Here is a 17,389-nt window from a genome sequence, read left to right as displayed (position 1 = left end):
CTCAGGTCGCTCTTCTAGCTAAGGTGTTGTTCACAAACAGCTTTCAAGGCTGCCCGTCGGAAGGCGAACAAAGTCCAGGAATCAGGTTAGGCGGACCGAGTTTCCAAAAGATTAAGCAACCGTTGCGTAGTCCCCCGGGGTTTATCGCAAATGCTCAGGATTCGGGCAAATGTCGTTGTGCGTCGCACAATATTCGTTGACTTTATTGTGCGATGCGATATCTCTATCGCCGTCAGGGGGCCGGGAGCTTCCCGGCAATGGGAATTTGCGCCTTCAAGTCTGGGAAAAGGAATTCCATCCATGGTCAAGATCGAAGACATTCAGAACTACGGCAAAGAGCATATCGAGTCGGTCACCGCGTCTGCGAACAACCTGCAGAGCGGCGTCCAGGCGATTGCCACCGCCTATGGCGACTACGCCAAGAAGTCGTTTGAGGACACCAAGTCGTTCGTCGAGAAGCTGTCGGGCGTGAAGTCGCTGGACAAGGCGCTCGAGGCGCAGACCGAGTACCTGCGCTCGTCCTACGAGACCTTCGTCGCGGAATCGCAGAAGATCGCCGGCCTGTACAGCGATTGCGCCAAGCAGACCTTCAAGCCCTACGAGGGCCTGGTCTCCAAGTTCGCGCCCGCTCAGTAAGCGCTACTGATCAAGACAAACGAAAAGCCCGGCCGTTTCGGCCGGGCTTTTTTGTTGTGCCTGAAGCGGGCGGTTATTTCGCCAGCCGCAGCTTGCTGAGCGCAGTTCCGATCGTATTGAACGTCGTCAGGATCTGGGTCGAGCTGGTCAGCATGTAGAACTTGTCGGGGCTGCTGGCGCAGTTTTGCAGGACGGTCGAGGTCGGATCGGAGGGCGTGCTCGTGTTCACCTGGATCGCGTAGATCGTGTACATCGGCGCACCATTGGCGTCCCTGGCGGCCTGCAGATTCTGGCATTGCAGGGTCTGCCGCGCATCGATCGGATTGCCTGACGCCTGGCTGCTGCCGTCGCCGTAATCGGGCCAGCGGTCCTCGGTGTTCAGACCGTCGGAAAGAATGATGATGACCCGGTTGTAGGTGGTGTTGGAGTCCTCCGCCGGCGCGTTCAGCGGACCGCCCACCAGGAGCGACTGCCACGCCCAGGCGAGGCCAACCGACTGGTCAGTGCCGCCGGTCGGCTGCATGGCGTTGACCGCCGTCTTGAGCGCGCTCCAGTTGTAGCTCAGCGGAATGATCGGCCCGAGCTGCGGCGACGCGCTGTTGCTGCAATAGTACGAGCTGTTCTCATAGTACTCGTTGGCCGGGAACAGCGTGGTGACGTCGGAGGTGTTCGGCAGTACGCCGGTCGCGTCGTTCGGCTGGGTGCGGTCGGTGATGCAGCCCGTCCAGTTGCCGATTGGATTGGTGGACGCTAGCAGCCAGTTGTTCTGGACCGTCGGGAGCTGATTGGTCGAGGTCCACTTGTTGTTGGTCCAGCCCACCACGGCGCTCACGCGGGGTTGCCCCAGATTGTGAACAAGGTCCAGGGGGCCCGGCTGGGTCCAGTCGTGGGTGTACAGATTGCCGGAGCAGGATGTGACGCCGCCGGTCGTAGTGCAACTGCAGCCGGAGACGTTGGAGCCCGACGAATTCTTCGGGCAGCTGCACGACGACGACCCGGTGCAGAATACTCCGGTGCCTGCCGGCGTGCTTACCCAGCAGCCGTTGTAGCGCGTGTGCGAGTTATAATCGACGCTCGGGCAGATGTAGCCCGAATAGGTCCCGCTCGACGGGATGTAGCTCGCGTTGGACGTGCTGGTCGGGGTGGTGTTGCAGGTAAAACCGCCGTTGCTGTTGGTCCAGGGGCATTTCGCGCCGGGTCCCACCGCGTGCCAGTTCATCGGCAGGCTCGCCTGCGTGCTGCCGTTGTTGGGCTGTGTGGTCGGCGGATTGAGCCAGTCGGTCCAGTCGATCCAGTTTTGGCCGGAATTGCTGCTACCGACGTTGACGACCTTGGCGAACGGAATGACGGAGATGTAGACGTCACCGTTGTTCTTGCTGAGCGCGCTGAGCTGATCGATCAGGCCGCCGGTTCCGGCCACGGCGTTTCGCAGCGCGGTAATCTTGCCGTCCTGAGCCATCGATCCCGTGTTGTCGAGGGCCAGCGCGACGCGCATCTTGACGTTGCCCCAGGTGGTGGTCGTCGAACCGCCGAAATTCAGCGTCGAGGAATAGCCCGCAACCTGCAGGAAGTAAGTCTTGATGTGGCCTGATCCACTCAGGAGGATCGTCGCCGCCGTGTTCGCGGTGGGGGTCGTATAGGTGGCCGAGACGCTAGCGCCCTGGCCGTCCTTGTTGGTGTAGAGGCTGTTGAAATAGGTCTGCGCCTTGCTCGGGATCTGCGCGGCCGTGATGCTGCCCATGGTCAGATCTTTGGACAGCATCAGCGCGGTCGAATCGAGCGCCGCCTGCATGGCGGAGCGGGCGTTATTGGCGCGGGTATAGTCGACCGCTGCGCCCACGAAGGCGAAGATCGGCAGAATGGCGAGGGTGAAGATCACCGCGACATTGCCGTCGGTTGCCTTGGAAAACCGGCGGATGGCCGCGCGGAAGCGATTGGAAATGGCTGAACCAAGCATGGCGCTCTCGTCAAAAATGGATTTCGCGGCCATCTCTACGTGCGCGGCTAAACAGATGGTGAATCGGGCAACGGAAACCCGGCAGGCGGCCCGGCGGAAGATCAAAAGCAGGGCAAAAGCACGGGCTATCCTGAATGCCGGCTAAATTGGATGCCCTAGTCCTTTGTCAAATCAGGCAGAAATGATTAACCTTCCGAGGGTTGCCGCGCCGGGAATCGGACCGGTGGGCTGCGGCGGGTCTGCGCTTGCGGCAGGCCGTCGTGAGGCCCATATTCGGGAGGTCGATCCGGCCGCCGGATCGGACCGGGAGCGGCAATCTGGAAAGCATTGCTGGGGGTTCCGCGATCAGTCTTGCGGCAATCGCGACCACCTTCCAATCGCCAACCGGTTTCCCGCCAGTTTCCCTTGGGGAATTCGAACGCCTGAGCCATGCTGCGATACACGTTGACAGTCCCGATCTCCGAGCCGGTTTCGGCCATGCCCGCGGTATCAGCCGCGCCGGTGCCGAAAATGAGCAATGACGACAACCGCAACGGAACGGGCAGCGGCCCGTCGACCTCGGTCATCACCAAGGTCAAGCCGAAGACCAAGCGCCCGAACCTGTATCGTGTCCTGATCCTGAACGACGACTACACGCCGATGGAGTTCGTGGTTCACGTGCTGGAACGATTCTTCAACAAGGACGCCGAGGCGGCGACCAAGATCATGCTGCACGTTCACCATCACGGGATCGGTGAGTGCGGCGTGTTCACCTATGAGATCGCCGAGACCAAGGTGACGCAAGTCATGGACTTCGCGCGCAAGCATCAGCATCCACTGCAATGTGTGATGGAAAAGAAATAGTTCGCCGGAACGATTGACCCTGCCGCGGGGAGCGGAACGGGTTTTGCATCGCGTTTTTGACGCAGCGAACGGCGTTTCCGTATGATCACGGGGCGCGGCCGGACAACGTTCCGGTGCCCCGAATTTAGAAGAAAACCATCATCGCGGGACCGGTCTTTCGCCACGATCCGTCGTAACTATATCAATGGCGATCACGAAGGTTGTTATTGCCTGACCCGGTAATGGCGATCATGATGGCCGGGGGCCATAGAGGACGCGAATGCCTACTTTTTCCCAAAGCCTAGAACAATCCTTGCATCGTGCATTGGCGATCGCGAACGAGCGTCACCATCAATACGCGACGCTCGAACACCTTCTGCTGTCGCTGATCGATGACTCGGATGCGGCGGCGGTGATGCGGGCCTGCAGCGTCGATCTCGACAAGCTGAGGACCAGCCTCGTCAATTATCTCGAGACCGAATTCGAAAACCTGGTGACTGACGGCGCTGACGACGCGAAGCCGACCGCCGGGTTCCAGCGCGTGATCCAGCGCGCGGTGATTCACGTCCAGTCGTCCGGTCGCGAGGAAGTGACCGGCGCCAATGTCCTGATCGCGATCTTCGCCGAGCGCGAGAGCCACGCCGCGTATTTCCTGCAGGAGCAGGACATGACGCGCTACGACGCCGTCAACTACATCAGCCACGGCATCGCCAAGCGGCCCGGCGTGTCCGAGGCGCGGCCGGTGCGCGGCGTCGACGAGGAAACCGAGACCAAGGGCAACGAGGACGCCAAGAAGAAGGGCGAGGCGCTCGATACCTATTGCGTCAACCTCAACAAGAAGGCGCGCGACGGCAAGATCGATCCGGTGATCGGCCGCAATGCCGAGATCAACCGTGCGATCCAGGTCTTGTGCCGCCGCCAGAAGAACAACCCGCTGTTCGTCGGCGAAGCCGGCGTCGGCAAGACCGCGATCGCCGAAGGCCTCGCCAAGCGCATCGTCGACAGCGATGTGCCGGAAGTGCTGGCGGCCGCGACCGTGTTCTCGCTCGACATGGGCACGCTGCTCGCGGGCACCCGTTACCGCGGCGATTTCGAGGAGCGGCTCAAGCAGGTCCTGAAGGAGCTGGAGGCGCATCCGAACGCCATCCTGTTCATCGACGAGATCCACACCGTGATCGGCGCCGGCGCCACTTCCGGCGGCGCGATGGATGCGTCCAATCTGCTGAAGCCTGCGCTGGCTTCGGGCACGATCCGCTGCATGGGCTCGACGACCTACAAGGAATATCGTCAGCACTTCGAGAAGGACCGCGCGCTGGTGCGGCGCTTCCAGAAGATCGACGTCAACGAGCCGACGGTGGAAGACGCGATCGCGATCCTCAAGGGCCTCAAGCCCTATTTCGAGGATTACCATCGGCTGAAATACACCAATGAGGCGATCGAGGCGGCGGTGCAGCTATCGTCGCGCTACATCCACGACCGCAAGCTGCCCGACAAGGCGATCGACGTGATCGACGAGTCCGGCGCGGCGCAGATGCTGGTCGCCGAGAGCAAGCGCAAGAAGACGATCGGCATCAAGGAGATCGAAACCACGATCGCGACCATGGCGCGGATCCCGCCGAAGAGCGTGTCGAAGGACGATGCCGAGGTGCTGAAGCATCTCGAGCAGACCCTGAAGCGTACGGTATTCGGCCAGGACAAGGCGATCGAGTCGCTGGCGGCGTCGATCAAGCTGGCGCGTGCCGGCTTGCGCGAGCCGGAGAAGCCGATCGGCAGCTATCTGTTCTCGGGTCCGACCGGCGTCGGCAAGACCGAGGTGGCCAAGCAGCTCGCGGCGTCGCTCGGTGTCGAGCTGTTGCGCTTCGACATGTCCGAATACATGGAGCGGCACACCGTGTCGCGCCTGATCGGCGCGCCTCCCGGCTATGTCGGTTTCGACCAGGGCGGTCTGCTCACCGATGGCGTGGACCAGCATCCGCATTGCGTCGTGCTGCTCGACGAAATCGAGAAGGCGCATCCGGATCTCTACAACGTGCTGTTGCAGATCATGGATCATGGCCGGCTCACCGACCACAATGGCAAGCAGGTCAACTTCCGCAACGTGATCCTGATCATGACCACGAACGCGGGCGCGGCCGACCTCGCGCGGCAGGCCTTCGGCTTCACCCGCTCGAAGCGGGAAGGCGACGATCATGAGGCGATCAACCGGCAGTTCGCGCCGGAGTTCCGCAACCGGCTGGATGCGATCGTCTCCTTCGCGCACCTCAATGCCGAGGTGATCGGCATGGTGGTCGAGAAGTTCGTGCTGCAGCTCGAGGCGCAACTCGCCGACCGCGACGTCACGATCGAGCTGTCCGAGCCCGCCAAGGCCTGGCTGATCGAGCACGGCTATGACGAGCAGATGGGCGCGCGTCCGATGGCGCGCATCATCCAGGAGCACATCAAGAAGCCGCTCGCGGATGAAGTTCTGTTCGGCCACCTCAAGGGCGGCGGACATGTTCGCGTCGTGCTGGTCAAGGACGAGGCGACCGCCAAGGACAAGATCGGCTTCGAATATGTCGAGGGCCCGGTCACGCCGAAGCCCGAGAACCTGCTGCCGCGCAAGCGCAAGCCGCCGAAGGGCGGGCCGAACAATGGCGGCGGAGGCGGCACGAAGGGGCCAGCCTCGAAGGGGCCGATGGTCAAGGCCTGAGGCGCGAGCGATTAATCAAATGAAAAGGCCGGCTGGACAGCCGGCCTTTCTGTTTAAGCCGATGGAGTCGCGCGACGTGTGCGCGCGAGTTTCACTCGCCCTTCAAACGCTGACCCTCGTGGACCCGCACCTGGTCGGCGCCGCGGCTGCCGGCCGAGGACAGCCGCAGCGTGCTGAGCACCGCGCCCACGACGGCAAAGCCGACGCCGACCATCAGCGAGATCTTGGTGCCGTCGGCCGGATAGCGGGCCAGCAGCATCGCCACCAACGCCGCGCCGATGGTCTGTCCGAGCAGGCGCGCGGTCCCCAACATGCCGCTGGCGCCGCCGGAGCGCTCGCGCGGGGCGGCGGCGATCATGGTGCGGTTGTTCGGGGTCTGGAACAGGCCGAACCCCGCGCCGGCGAGCGCCATGCGCCAGATCACGTCGATCGGTGTCGCATGGACCGGCATGAACGCCAGCGTGCCCAGACCCAATGCGAACAGCAGCAGGCCGATGCCGCCGAGCAGGCCGGCCGGGTAACGCTCGACCAGCCAGCCCGCGATCGGCGCTGCGAATGCGACCGCGATCGGCCACGGCGTGATCAAGAGGCCGATCTGCACCGCCGAATATCCGAAGTGGTTCTCGAGATAGAACGGCATCGCGACGAAGGCCAGCATCTGGCCGCAGAACGAGGCGATCGACGTGCCGATCGACAGCGCGAAGATCGGGATCCGCAAGAGGTCGACCGGCAGCAGCGGCGAGGGCAGATGCTGCTGCCGCCGGTACAGCAGATGGGAAGCGACCGCGGCAATCGCGAACTCCAATGCGCAGAGATACAGTGCCTCGCCATGGCCGGCGCTGTCGATCGCGCTGATGCCGAACCCGAACGCAATGGCGCTCATCGCGGCGCTCTGCCAGTCGAAGGCGTGAACCGCGGGCCGGGTATGCGGCAGGAAGCGCCAGCCCAATGCCAGCGTGACGATGCCGAGCGGGACGTTGATGGCGAACAGATACGGCCAGGTGCCGACCGCCAGGATGACCGAGGCGATGGTCGGGCCGACCGCGGCCGAGATCGCGACCACCAGCGCGTTGACGCCGATGCCGCGGCCGAGCTGCGAATGCGGATAGATGAAGCGGACCAGCGCCGTATTGACGCTGAGGATGCCGGCAGCGCCGAACCCCTGCAGAATGCGGGCGACCGTCAGCAGCGGCAGCGTATGCGACAGCGCGCAGAACAGCGACGCCAGCGTGAACAGCAACAGCCCCGCCAGATAGACGCGGCGATAGCCGATGATCTCGCCGAGCGAGGCCAGCGGCAGCAGCGAGATCGTGATCGCGAGCTGATAGCCGTTAACGATCCAGATCGAGAAGGCGGGGCTGGCGTCAAGATCCCGCGCGATGGTCGGCAGCGCCACGTTGGCGATCGAGCCGTCGACGACCGCCATCACGAGGCCGAGCGCGATCGTGAGAATGGCCCAATTGCGCTGCGGCTGCGGCAGCCCGTCGGGATGCTCAATGATCGCGGACGACATGTCGTGAAATGGCTCTCGGTTCCAGCATGGGCGGGCTTACCGGATGCTGGATTAACCTGGCCTTTGCAACCCCCGAAATGACAGATGCCGGCCGCGATCGAAACGCGGCCGGGGAGCCGCGGGAGGACGCTCAGCCCTGGCCGAGCAGTTCCTTGATCCGCCGCTGCAGCTGCCGTTTCTTGATCTCGCTGCGGCGGACCCGCTCGTCGAGATCGCTGACCGGGGTGTCCGAGGTCATGATCCGGAACGCGAGGCCGACTTTGTTGGCCTGGCGCCAGATCATCCGCGCCAGGAACGAGCGGCCCTTGCGCGCGACGTTGAGATTCATCTCTTCGGGCAGTCGCGTGGCGTCGCCAAATTCGACGCAGGCGCCGCCTTCGCTGATGTTGCGGACGACGCAATCCATCGTCGAGCCGCGCTCATTGATCTCCGCAACCGCACCGTAAAACACCTTGTCTCGTGGGCTCTGGCGCCGGTCCTGCATGGGAAATCCTCCTAAATTAACGGCAGAACTGTACCGGTCCGGACCTACGAAAAGAAGGGTACGAACGGAACCCGTTGGAGTTAGTGTAAATTGTTTGCATCTGTGAAGGTTCGGATTCCCGGCTATTTTGCGCCGCAAACGGCCCGAGAAGCTAGTTCGGCACCCGGCTTTGCCGCCAATCGCGCGGGGAAAGGCCGTAATGGTCGCGGAACACGCGGCCGAAATGCGAGAGATCGTTAAAGCCCCAGGCGAACGCGATCTCGCCGATGTGGCGATGCGCGTGCGCCGGTGAGGCGAGGTCGCGCTTGCAGCGCTCCAGCCGTTGCGCCAGCACGAAGCGCTGGAACGAAGTGTCCTCGTCGGCCAGCAGGCTGTTGACGTAGCGCGGCGAGATGCCGAGCGCCGCGGCGGTCTCGGTGAGGCTGAGCTCGGGGTTCGGCAGATGCGCGAGCACATGCGCCTTCAGCCGGTAGAGCAGGGCGGAGCGGTGCGTCGAAGCCGGCAGCGCCGCGCCGCCGAGCCGCTCGCTGATCGCCATCGCGAGCAGGTCGGCGGCCTGGTCGGCGAGGCGGATCGCATTATCAGGATCGAGCTTGTCGGCGATCTCCGAGAGCCCGCTGATGAACTGCCAGGCGAGCCGCTGCACCGGGCGATCCGATGTGAACGTGGTCGCCGTCAGGCCCTGGGTGCCGGCAAAGCGCCGGTGCAGCATCGCGCGCGGCACTTGGAAGATGGTCTGCGTGAAGTCGTCGTTGAAGCGCAGCTCATACGGGCGCGTGGTGTCGTAGAACGCAAACTCGCCCGGCCGGATCACGGTCTCGCGGCCGTCCTGCACGACGGCGCCCGCGCCACTTTGGCCGAGCGCGAACAGAACAAAATCCTCGCTGGTGCGTGCGATCCGCGACGGCGTGCGCAGCACGCGCTGCCGGCCTGACGAGACGACGGAGCATTTCACCGCGCCGAGTTGCGCGCTGGTGATGGCGCCGTGGAAGGCGGTGCCGAGATCGGACTTGCAGTCGAGCTGCACGAACACGTCGCAGACGATGTCGCGCCAGAGTGCCAGGCGCCGATGCGTGGGCGCGGCTTCCGTGGTGAACAGGGCCGGCATGATTTCCTCCCTTCACGAGTGCAAACGCTGGCCACGCAAACAAAGCAAGCTTCGTATCGGGGACGGCTGGGGGAATCTCCTCCGCAGTCGAATTTTCCTTCCGTCCTGGTCGAACGGCGTTCCCGGTCCCGGGGCAGCATGATGTCAGAGGCCGCTAGGCCCGATCAAGTACGAACCGGCCAGAGTGGCCGCCTGCGAGGAGGACATCATGGGCATCGAACATCCGAAATATCGCGTTGCGGTGGTGCAGGCGGCGCCTGCCTGGCTCGATCTCGACGCCTCCATCGCCAAGAGCATTGCCTTGATCGAGGAGGCCGCCGCGAAGGGTGCAAAACTGATCGCGTTCCCCGAGGCCTTCATCCCCGGCTATCCCTGGTACATCTGGCTGGACTCGCCGGCCTGGGCGATCGGGCGCGGCTTCGTGCAGCGCTATTTCGACAATTCTCTTTCGTACGATAGCTCGCAGGCCGAGAAGCTGCGGCTCGCCGTGAAGAAGGCCGGCATGACCGCGGTGCTCGGCCTGTCCGAGCGCGACGGCGGCAGCCTCTATCTGGCGCAATGGCTGATCGGGCCCGACGGCGAGACCATCGCGAAGCGGCGCAAGCTGCGGCCGACCCACGCCGAGCGCACCGTCTATGGCGAGGGCGACGGCAGCGACCTCGCGGTGCATGACCGCCCCGGCATCGGCCGCCTCGGCGCGCTGTGCTGCTGGGAGCATCTGCAGCCGCTGTCGAAATACGCGATGTACGCCCAGAACGAGCAGGTGCATGTCGCGGCCTGGCCGAGCTTCTCGCTGTACGATCCGTTCGCGCCGGCGCTCGGCTGGGAGGTCAACAACGCGGCCTCGCGGGTCTACGCCGTTGAAGGCTCGTGCTTCGTGCTGGCGCCCTGCGCCACGGTCTCGCAGGCGATGATCGACGAGATGTGCGACCGCGACGACAAGCACGCGCTGCTGCATGTCGGCGGCGGCCACGCCGCGATCTACGGACCCGACGGCAGCTCGATCGCCGAGAAGCTGCCACCCGACCAGGAGGGCCTGCTGCTCGCCGATATCGATCTCGGCGCGATCGGGGTCGCCAAGAACGCCGCCGATCCGGCCGGGCATTATTCGCGGCCCGACGTCACGCGCTTGCTGCTGAACAAGAAGCCCTCGAAGCGCGTCGAGCATTTCGCGCTGCCGCTCGACATCGAAGAGATCGACGCGGCCGCAAGCTGAACGCCTGACATCAAACCGGAGGCGACTGCCATGGAATCCGCAATTCCCTCTCATCTGCAAACAGCGCGCTCCCGTCATCGTCGCGTGCCCGACGATTACGCGCCGCCGTATCCCTCGTTCGTCGCGCGCCACAAGCCCGCGGTCGCTCGGGTGATCATGGCCTATTTCGGCGTGCAATATCGTGGCGAGCCGACCGCAGCAGTGGCCAAGGCGCTGGCATCGATCGCAAGGCGCTTTGCCGGCGACAACGGTCCGACGCATTGGGATCGCGCGCAAAATGTCGACCAGGCCGGCTACACCAACGTCGTCTCGGTCGCCTATTGGGACGATGCCGGGCGTTTCGATGCCTGGTTCGAGGCCGCGCGCGAGGCCTGGATCGGCAGCGGCGCTAGCGATGGCGTCGGCCGCTTCATCGAGGTGCTGCGGCCGCACGTCGAACGCTACGAGACACTGTTCTCGTCGCTCGGCCGCCCCGAGGGCGTTGCGGTCCTTGCCGACGGCATGAGCGCCGAGGTGCAGGAGCATGCGTACTGGGGCGGCATGCGCGACCGCATTCCGCTGTCGCAGACCGACGCGATGTCGCCCGGCGGCGAACCGCGCGTGATCCGCGACGGCGCGCGCATCCGGGTGGTCGCGCATGACAATCTGTGCCTGATCCGCTCCGGCCAGGACTGGAGCGACACCGAGGCGTCGGAGCGCAAGATGTATCTCGACGATGTCGAGCCGGTCCTGCGCGAGGGCATGGATTTCCTGCGTGACGACGGCGTACCGATCGGCTGCTACGCTAACCGCTACATGCGCGTCGTCGACGCGGATGGACGACTGACGGAAAAGTCCTACGGCCAGAGCTGGTGGAAGTCGCTCGCGGCGCTGGAGCGCTGGGCGGAATCGCATCCGACCCATGTCAGAATCTTCGGTGCGGCGATGAAGTATCTGTCGACCTTGGGACCAGCCGCGAAGCTCAGGCTGTATCACGAGGTCACGGTCGCCGCCGCCGACGAGCAGTTCTTTGAGTATCTCGGCTGTCACGAACGAACCGGCATGCTGGGCGCGGTACAGGTGGAGGCTGCACCGGCCCGCTGACGCGAGCTGCATTCAAAATATCGAAAACAACCCCATGCACAGTAGTCGGTGGCTGCCGGCGTTCGACACGGCAGCTTGACGCGTCGGGCAAATCAGCGTTAGACTTCTATTATTCAGAAGTGCAGGCGCACCTCAGCTTGCTGAGTGTCATCACCCGCTTTCGCGAGGGCTTTGCGAAAGCGGAGCAAATCGACAGGGCAGGCGCTGGTTGCTTGGGCCGGTCGGTGGCTTGGACGGGTCAGCCGTGATGGCTAGATGCCTCGTTTGGTTAGGCGATGTGGGGTGGCGTCCTGGCCCATCGCTGGAGATTGATCGCGGTCGCGGCGAGCTGGAAAAGCTGCGGCATTGCGCATCAGGCCGCGATAGCGGGCACGCGCAAGGCCGTAGACGCGCTTGAGCAATGCGAACAACGGCTCGATCGGCGCACGTCGATGCGAGATGACCGCGTTACGACGCACCGCCCAAGGTCCCAAGCGAAGCCAACGGTTGTGTCTACGCATGATGCCGTCGCGAATACCCATCTGCTTCAACCGCACACGTCGTGCGATGGTATCGTAGGCTTTGTCAGCGTAGACCGTTGCCTCGTCGCCGCAGATCAGCCCGTCAGCGGGCACGGTGTCGTTGACATTGGCTGGCGTAAAGGCGAGGCGCCGGATGATGCGACTGCCTTGGTCCATCGCCACGTGCATCTTGTAGCCGAAGGCATATTTGCCGTCCTTCTTGGTCCAGGCAGCGTCAGGATCGTGAGCGCTTTTGACCAGCTTGCTGGCGGGCCGCCCGTCTGCATCCGGGGGCAAATCGGGATCCGGAGGTTCGGGTGGATTAACCGCCGAGCGGATCAGCGAAGCGTCGATCAATGTGCCGCGCTTCAAGACGAAGCCGGACTTCTCGATCTGCGCCGTAATCAGGGCAAACGCGCGCTCCGCCAGCCCGCTCTTGGCCAGCTGTTCGCGGAAACGCCACAGCGTGGAATGATCCGGCACCGGCTCACTCAGCGACAGGCCCAGAAAGCGCCGGAACGACAGGCGGTCCACCAGCGCTTCCTCGAGCCCCGGATCGGACAGCCCATACCATTGCTGCAGCAACAGCGCCTTAAACAGCGCCAGCGACGGGTAAGCTGGCGCTCCCATCGACCCGCTGCGCAAGCCGCTCAGCAGCGCTTCAATCGCGCTCCAGTCGACCAGTTCCGACACTCGCTGCAATGGCGCATTGGCCCGAGCCGCGTCATTCACCAGTCCGTCTGTAAAGCTCAATTGACCAATCTGGCGTTCCGCCATCCGTTCCTCCGGCGAATCCTTCACCAAAGAGAATCATCCCGGATGACTTCTGCAAAGCCCTCGCGCATGCGGGTGATCCAGTATTCCAGAGACGTCTGTGCTTGAGCTGAGAGGCCGCGGCGCACTGGATCGCCCGGTCCATGTGCGCAATTGCGCACAGGCCGGGCGATGACAGCGGTGGACGACGATATAGCCTCAATGCGATCCGATCTAAGAGCCGGCTTCGCTCGTCTCGACCCCGAAAGCGGGAGGGTGTAGCGAGCGCGGCGTCAGAACGTTCTCGTCAAACCCTCTACGGCCGCAGCCGGCCGCCGCGTTCCGTGATCGCCTGCGCCAGTTCGACCGCCGGGCCGCGTCTGGTGCGGCGGGCGGTGCGGACCACGAACTCGACGCTGCCGAGCGGCGGCAGGCCTGACGCGGGCATGGCTTCAAGTCCATCCGGGATCAAGCCCTGCAAGTCCATCCGGGATCAAGCCCTGCGCCTGTGGGGTGATGCCGAGACCGGCGAGCGCTGCGGCGCGGAGGCTGCCGCTGGAGCAGACGATGCGCCAGGGCCGTCCGAACCGTTCCATCGCCTCCAGCACCACGCTGCGGCTGACGCTGGGTGGCGCGTAGAGGATCAGCGGCAGCGGCTGCTCGGGATCGAGCCGCGTGCCGGGCGCACCGGTCCACACCAGCCGGTCCTGCCACACCAGTTGGCCCAGCGCGTCGCCGGGCCGCCGCTTGCCCAGCACGAGGTCGAGCTCGCCGGCGTCGAGCTGCTGGTACAGCACGGCGCTGAGCCCGATCGTCAATTCGAGATCGACCTGCGGGTGGCGGCGGACGAAGTCGTGCAGCAGGTCGGGCAGGCGCGAACTGGCAAAATCCTCCGCGGCGCCGAACCGGACTTTTCCGCGCACCTGTGACCCCGCGAAGTAATCGCGGGCGCGGGCATTGGCCTCCAGGATCGGACGCGCAAAGCCCGTCATCGCCTCGCCGTCGGCGGTGAGCACGACCGAATGGGTGTCGCGCACGAACAGGCGACGGCCGGCGGCGGCCTCGAGCTTGCGGATGTGCTGGCTGACCGTCGACTGCTTCAGGCCGAGGCGTCGGCCGGCCTCGGTGAAGTTCTGGGTCTGCACCACGGTCAGGAAGGTTTCGAGCTGGGCCGGGTCGAGCATGACAGATCCGTCATTACAATATGTAATGACAATAACATCGGTAAGCGCGGTTCACAATCGGCATGGGGAGGGCCATTTTCCGGTCAAGGAAAGGAAGCCTCCATGACCATCAGCCGCCTGCGCTCATTCGTGCCCGTCGACCCCTATATCGCCGCCATCGTCGGCATGGTCGGCCTCGCCACCCTGCTGCCGCTGCACGGGCAGGGTACCGTGATCGGCGGCTATGCCACCGAGGTGGCGATCGCGCTGCTGTTCTTCCTCCACGGCGCCCGGCTGTCGACCACGGAGGCGCTGGTAGGCGCCCGGCACTGGCGGCTGCACCTCGTGATCTTCCTGTCGACCTTTGCCCTGTTCCCGCTGCTCGGCCTCGCGGCGCATGCGCTGGCGCCGCATCTGCTGACGCCGGCGCTGTGGGCGGGCGTGATCCTGATCTGCATCCTGCCGTCGACCGTGCAGTCGTCGGTCGCCTTCACCTCGATCGCGCACGGCAATGTGTCGGCTGCGCTGTGCTCGGCGACCGCCTCCAACCTGCTCGGCATCGTCGCGACGCCGCTGCTGGCGGGCTTCCTTCTGTCGAGCCATGGCGGGTTCTCCGGCAATGCCGCGCTCGACATCGTCGTGCAGCTGCTGCTGCCGTTCGTAGCGGGGCAGTTGTCGCGGCCGCTGATCGGACGCTGGGTCGAGCGGCACCATGCGATGCTCGGCCTGGTCGACCGCGGCTCGATCCTCCTGATCGTCTACACCGCGTTCAGCGACGGCGTCAGCCATGGCATCTGGCACCAGGTCAACGCGACGCAGATGGCCATCGTGCTCGGCCTCGATGCGCTGCTGCTGGCGATCGTGCTGCTGATCACCAATTTCGGCAGCAAGCTGCTCGGCTTCTCGCGCGCCGACCGCATCGCGATCATGTTCTGCGGCTCGAAGAAGAGCCTCGCGAGCGGATTGCCGATGGCGAGCGTGCTGCTCGCCGGGCAGTCGGTCGGGTTGATCGTGCTGCCGCTGATGCTGTTTCACCAGATCCAGCTGATGACCTGCGCCGCGCTGGCGCGCCGTTATGCGGGCGGCGAGGAAGGGTCGTCACATGATGTCGCCCGGGCGCTTGTCGAAGCGCACTGAGTGGAGGCATTTGCCTCCGCTGTCGTCCCCCGGCTTGACCGGGGGACCCAGTACGCCGCGGCTTTTCCGTGACCAACTGGTGTCTCTGGAATACTGGATCGCCCGGTCGAGGCCGGGCGATGACACCGTTAGCTTGGCAGGCGATGGTCTTCGCTCAACCTGAAGCTACGCCACGCGCAGGCCCTTCGCGATTTCCTTCTGCGCGTCGAACTCGCGGCGCAGGCGAGCCAGCTCCTCGGCGCTCAATGCTTCTGCATTGCTGTAGTCGCGCTTCCAGGACGCGTCCTCGCTCCAGCGCAGCGGCGACTGCACCGTGGTCTGCGGACCGGGCGCAGTTTCCAGCACGCGCAGCGCGAGCTCCAGCGTGAAGGCCTGCGAGGCCACGTCATGCGGCTTGCCCGCGGAGTTGCCGAGCGGGAAATCGGAGAACAGGAAGCGCGGCACCGCGGCGTGCTCGACGATGTCCTTGGCGCAGCCCATCACCACGGTCGGGATGCCGTTGGCTTCGAGATGCCGCGCGACCAGGCTGATCGTCTGGTGGCAGACCGGGCAGTTCGGCACCAGCACCGCGGCGTCGACCTCATCGTCGCAGCAGCGCTTGAGGATTTCGGGCGCGTCGGTCTCGATGGTGACGCGATGGCTGCGGTTGGTCGGGGCGCCGAAGAAACGCGGCGCGACTTCGCCGATCTTGCCTGCCGTGGCGAGGCGCTTCAGTTGCGCCAGCGGGAACCAGGTGCCGCTGTCGGTCGCAGTGGTATGGGTGCGGTCGTAGGCGATGTGCGAAATCCGCATATCGTGTGACTGCGATGTGTCGCCGTCATAGACCGCATAGAATTTTGCCCCGCCATTGTATTTGGCGCCCGGGCCCTGGTCGCCTTTGGCGGGGTCGAACGGCGCCGCGGTCGTGATGATGGCGACGCGGGACTGGCTCAGGGGCTTCTGCAGAGGTTGGAACGGGGCGGAGGTGTAGTGCGCCCAGCGGTAGGGGGTGGTGTAGCCGATCGCCGCATAATAATCGCGGGTCCGCTTCATGTAGCCGATCGGGGCGTCGTCGTCGGGGGCAAAGCCGGTTTGATCGTCTGAGGCTGCGGCCATTTTGCGCTCCCTTTTGCGCGCCATCATTTCAGTCCATAGCTAGACCACGGGCTTGCGGTGTCAAGCCGCGCCGCGCGGGAACAGATTTGCGATGCGAACAGGTCTTTGCGCCGCATGGGTCATGCTTGTGTTGCTGGTGCCGCCGGCCGGCGCCGGCGCGGAGGACGCGCCTGCCGCAGCCTCGGCCACACCGCCACCCGCCGAACAGCCCGCGACGCCGCCTGCGGAGAAGCCAGCCGAGAAACCCGCGGCCACGCCGGCGGAGCAGCCTGCGCCGCCGCCGGGAGAGCAGACGGCACCATCGGCCGAGAAACCTGCTGCTGCCACGCCTACGCCACCCGCCGAGAAGCCCGCGGCGGCGGCAACCGACAAGCCCGCGGACGACGCGCGCGAGAGCGACACCCGCGAGGCGATGTGCCTGATGATCGAGTCGGCGGCGCGGTCGAACGATCTGCCGCTCGAATTCTTCGCGCGCGTGATCTGGCAGGAGAGCCGTTTCCAGGCGGACGCGGTTGGCCCTGTGACCCGGAGCGGCCAGCGGGCGCGGGGCATCGCGCAGTTCATGCCGGGCACCGCGAGCGAGCGGGGGTTGCTCGATCCGCTTGATCCGGTGCAGGCGCTGCCGAAGTCGGCCGAATTCCTCAGCGAGCTGCGCAGCCAGTTCGGCAATCTTGGTCTTGCGGCCGCCGCCTACAATGCCGGCCCGCGCCGGATCCAGGACTGGCTCGCCGGCTCCGGCTACATGCCGCAGGAGACGCGCAATTACGTCTCCGCGATCACCGGCTCCAGCGTCGACGACTGGGCTGCCGCCGGCCGCAACGGCAAGATGCCAGCGCGTGCGCCGACCACGAGCTGCCGCGAACTGATGGCGCTGCTGAAGCGCGCGCCCAATCCGTTCGTGGCCGGGCTCGAACAGCACATCACGCTGTCGGCGGCCAAGGTGTGGGGCGTGCAGCTCGCCGCCGGCTTCAGCCGCGACAAGGCGCTGGCGATGTATGCCCGCGCCATCAAGCGGCTGTCGAGCGTGATCGGCGATCAGGATCCGAGCCTGCTCGGCTCGCGGCTGCGCAGCCGCGGCAGCGCGATGTTCTACCAGGTGCGTATCGGCGCCGACACGCGCCCCGAGGCCGACGGCCTGTGCAGCCGCATCCGCAAGGCGGGCGGGGCGTGTTTCGTGCTGAAGAACCGGGCGTGATGGCGCGGACTTCTCCACGTCATTGCGAGGAGCGAAGC

Annotated in this window: 16 protein-coding genes; 7 read left to right on the top strand and 9 right to left on the bottom strand. The window is 64.9% G+C overall.

Annotated features, from left to right (window positions below; all coding sequences use genetic code 11):
- Nucleotides 1-300 precede the first annotated feature (300 nt).
- A complete protein-coding gene (locus tag ACVIGA_RS02480; RefSeq protein WP_092114837.1) occupies nucleotides 301-636 on the top strand; it encodes a phasin family protein in 336 nt (111 codons plus the stop codon).
- Nucleotides 637-709: 73 nt separating this feature from the next.
- Here the strand turns inward: ACVIGA_RS02480 and ACVIGA_RS02475 are convergent, their stop codons facing one another.
- Nucleotides 710-2,593 (bottom strand): pilus assembly protein TadG-related protein, encoded by a 1,884-nt coding sequence (locus ACVIGA_RS02475; RefSeq protein WP_456665160.1) that lies wholly within the window; start codon nucleotides 2,591-2,593, stop codon nucleotides 710-712.
- Between the two features lie 185 nt (nucleotides 2,594-2,778).
- Nucleotides 2,779-3,111: a hypothetical protein gene (locus tag ACVIGA_RS02470; protein WP_456665159.1), complete on the bottom strand. Its 333-nt coding sequence runs from the start codon at nucleotides 3,109-3,111 to the stop codon at nucleotides 2,779-2,781.
- On the opposite strand from ACVIGA_RS02470, the gene clpS reads away from it, so the two are divergent.
- Together clpS and clpA are read left to right on the top strand one after the other, a co-directional pair.
- Nucleotides 3,104-3,436, top strand: a complete 333-nt coding sequence (gene clpS / locus ACVIGA_RS02465) for an ATP-dependent Clp protease adapter ClpS (RefSeq protein WP_026192863.1) — start codon at nucleotides 3,104-3,106, stop codon at nucleotides 3,434-3,436. The genes ACVIGA_RS02470 and clpS overlap by 8 nt on opposite strands.
- Before the next feature lie 259 nt (nucleotides 3,437-3,695).
- Entirely contained in the window at nucleotides 3,696-6,104 is a 2,409-nt protein-coding gene (clpA, locus tag ACVIGA_RS02460; RefSeq protein WP_456665158.1) for an ATP-dependent Clp protease ATP-binding subunit ClpA, read from the top strand.
- A gap of 91 nt (nucleotides 6,105-6,195) precedes the next feature.
- Here the strand turns inward: clpA and ACVIGA_RS02455 are convergent, their stop codons facing one another.
- From ACVIGA_RS02455 to ACVIGA_RS02445, 3 genes are all read right to left on the bottom strand, one after another.
- Nucleotides 6,196-7,617, bottom strand: coding sequence for an MFS transporter (locus tag ACVIGA_RS02455; RefSeq protein ID WP_456665157.1), 1,422 nt, complete (start codon nucleotides 7,615-7,617; stop codon nucleotides 6,196-6,198).
- A 130-nt stretch (nucleotides 7,618-7,747) separates the two neighbouring features.
- On the bottom strand, nucleotides 7,748-8,101 hold the full coding sequence (locus ACVIGA_RS02450) for a PilZ domain-containing protein (RefSeq protein WP_223967495.1): 354 nt from the start codon (nucleotides 8,099-8,101) through the stop codon (nucleotides 7,748-7,750).
- 151 nt (nucleotides 8,102-8,252) lie between these two features.
- Complete coding sequence (locus ACVIGA_RS02445; RefSeq protein ID WP_456665156.1) at nucleotides 8,253-9,209, bottom strand: AraC-like ligand-binding domain-containing protein; 957 nt, start codon at nucleotides 9,207-9,209, stop codon at nucleotides 8,253-8,255.
- A gap of 208 nt (nucleotides 9,210-9,417) precedes the next feature.
- Here ACVIGA_RS02445 and ACVIGA_RS02440 point away from each other — a divergent pair, with 208 nt between their 5' ends.
- Both ACVIGA_RS02440 and ACVIGA_RS02435 read left to right on the top strand, forming a co-directional pair.
- Entirely contained in the window at nucleotides 9,418-10,425 is a 1,008-nt protein-coding gene (locus tag ACVIGA_RS02440; RefSeq protein WP_456665155.1) for a carbon-nitrogen hydrolase family protein, read from the top strand.
- 30 nt (nucleotides 10,426-10,455) lie between these two features.
- The gene (locus tag ACVIGA_RS02435) at nucleotides 10,456-11,508 is read left to right on the top strand and encodes a phenylacetaldoxime dehydratase family protein (protein ID WP_456665154.1); all 1,053 of its coding nucleotides are present in this window, start codon (nucleotides 10,456-10,458) and stop codon (nucleotides 11,506-11,508) included.
- Between the two features lie 251 nt (nucleotides 11,509-11,759).
- Here the strand turns inward: ACVIGA_RS02435 and ACVIGA_RS02430 are convergent, their stop codons facing one another.
- From ACVIGA_RS02430 to ACVIGA_RS02420, 3 genes are all read right to left on the bottom strand, one after another.
- On the bottom strand, nucleotides 11,760-12,785 hold the full coding sequence (locus ACVIGA_RS02430) for an IS5 family transposase (protein ID WP_456665153.1): 1,026 nt from the start codon (nucleotides 12,783-12,785) through the stop codon (nucleotides 11,760-11,762).
- A 292-nt stretch (nucleotides 12,786-13,077) separates the two neighbouring features.
- Nucleotides 13,078-13,209 carry a hypothetical protein gene (locus tag ACVIGA_RS02425; RefSeq protein WP_456665152.1) on the bottom strand — a complete coding sequence of 44 codons (132 nt, stop codon included), beginning with the start codon at nucleotides 13,207-13,209 and terminating at the stop codon, nucleotides 13,078-13,080.
- A 4-nt stretch (nucleotides 13,210-13,213) separates the two neighbouring features.
- Nucleotides 13,214-13,945, bottom strand: a complete 732-nt coding sequence (locus tag ACVIGA_RS02420) for a LysR family transcriptional regulator (protein WP_456665151.1) — start codon at nucleotides 13,943-13,945, stop codon at nucleotides 13,214-13,216.
- Nucleotides 13,946-14,047: 102 nt separating this feature from the next.
- Here ACVIGA_RS02420 and ACVIGA_RS02415 point away from each other — a divergent pair, with 102 nt between their 5' ends.
- The gene (locus ACVIGA_RS02415) at nucleotides 14,048-15,061 is read left to right on the top strand and encodes a bile acid:sodium symporter family protein (protein WP_456665150.1); all 1,014 of its coding nucleotides are present in this window, start codon (nucleotides 14,048-14,050) and stop codon (nucleotides 15,059-15,061) included.
- 165 nt (nucleotides 15,062-15,226) lie between these two features.
- Here the strand turns inward: ACVIGA_RS02415 and ACVIGA_RS02410 are convergent, their stop codons facing one another.
- Nucleotides 15,227-16,156 carry a glycine/sarcosine/betaine reductase selenoprotein B family protein gene (locus tag ACVIGA_RS02410; RefSeq protein WP_456665149.1) on the bottom strand — a complete coding sequence of 310 codons (930 nt, stop codon included), beginning with the start codon at nucleotides 16,154-16,156 and terminating at the stop codon, nucleotides 15,227-15,229.
- A gap of 121 nt (nucleotides 16,157-16,277) precedes the next feature.
- On the opposite strand from ACVIGA_RS02410, the gene ACVIGA_RS02405 reads away from it, so the two are divergent.
- On the top strand, nucleotides 16,278-17,351 hold the full coding sequence (locus ACVIGA_RS02405; protein WP_456665148.1) for a lytic transglycosylase domain-containing protein: 1,074 nt from the start codon (nucleotides 16,278-16,280) through the stop codon (nucleotides 17,349-17,351).
- Nucleotides 17,352-17,389: the final 38 nt, after the last annotated feature.

The sequence above is a fragment of the Bradyrhizobium sp. USDA 3240 genome (assembly GCF_054063295.1).
This window is presented reverse-complemented; position numbering and strand designations above follow the sequence as displayed.

What these genes read in the sequence shown, in the direction of transcription:
- ACVIGA_RS02425 (WP_456665152.1), bottom strand. Translation starts at nt 13,209, where the DNA reads ATGCCCGCGTCAGGCCTGCCGCCGCTCGGCAGCGTCGAGTTCGTGGTC.
- ACVIGA_RS02475 (WP_456665160.1), bottom strand. Translation starts at nt 2,593, where the DNA reads ATGCTTGGTTCAGCCATTTCCAATCGCTTCCGCGCGGCCATCCGCCGG.
- ACVIGA_RS02420 (WP_456665151.1), bottom strand. Translation starts at nt 13,945, where the DNA reads ATGCTCGACCCGGCCCAGCTCGAAACCTTCCTGACCGTGGTGCAGACC.
- ACVIGA_RS02480 (WP_092114837.1), top strand. Translation starts at nt 301, where the DNA reads ATGGTCAAGATCGAAGACATTCAGAACTACGGCAAAGAGCATATCGAG.
- ACVIGA_RS02415 (WP_456665150.1), top strand. Translation starts at nt 14,048, where the DNA reads ATGACCATCAGCCGCCTGCGCTCATTCGTGCCCGTCGACCCCTATATC.
- ACVIGA_RS02455 (WP_456665157.1), bottom strand. Translation starts at nt 7,617, where the DNA reads ATGTCGTCCGCGATCATTGAGCATCCCGACGGGCTGCCGCAGCCGCAG.
- clpS (WP_026192863.1), top strand. Translation starts at nt 3,104, where the DNA reads ATGAGCAATGACGACAACCGCAACGGAACGGGCAGCGGCCCGTCGACC.
- ACVIGA_RS02430 (WP_456665153.1), bottom strand. Translation starts at nt 12,785, where the DNA reads ATGGCGGAACGCCAGATTGGTCAATTGAGCTTTACAGACGGACTGGTG.
- ACVIGA_RS02410 (WP_456665149.1), bottom strand. Translation starts at nt 16,156, where the DNA reads ATGGCCGCAGCCTCAGACGATCAAACCGGCTTTGCCCCCGACGACGAC.
- clpA (WP_456665158.1), top strand. Translation starts at nt 3,696, where the DNA reads ATGCCTACTTTTTCCCAAAGCCTAGAACAATCCTTGCATCGTGCATTG.
- ACVIGA_RS02440 (WP_456665155.1), top strand. Translation starts at nt 9,418, where the DNA reads ATGGGCATCGAACATCCGAAATATCGCGTTGCGGTGGTGCAGGCGGCG.
- ACVIGA_RS02450 (WP_223967495.1), bottom strand. Translation starts at nt 8,101, where the DNA reads ATGCAGGACCGGCGCCAGAGCCCACGAGACAAGGTGTTTTACGGTGCG.
- ACVIGA_RS02435 (WP_456665154.1), top strand. Translation starts at nt 10,456, where the DNA reads ATGGAATCCGCAATTCCCTCTCATCTGCAAACAGCGCGCTCCCGTCAT.
- ACVIGA_RS02445 (WP_456665156.1), bottom strand. Translation starts at nt 9,209, where the DNA reads ATGCCGGCCCTGTTCACCACGGAAGCCGCGCCCACGCATCGGCGCCTG.
- ACVIGA_RS02405 (WP_456665148.1), top strand. Translation starts at nt 16,278, where the DNA reads ATGCTTGTGTTGCTGGTGCCGCCGGCCGGCGCCGGCGCGGAGGACGCG.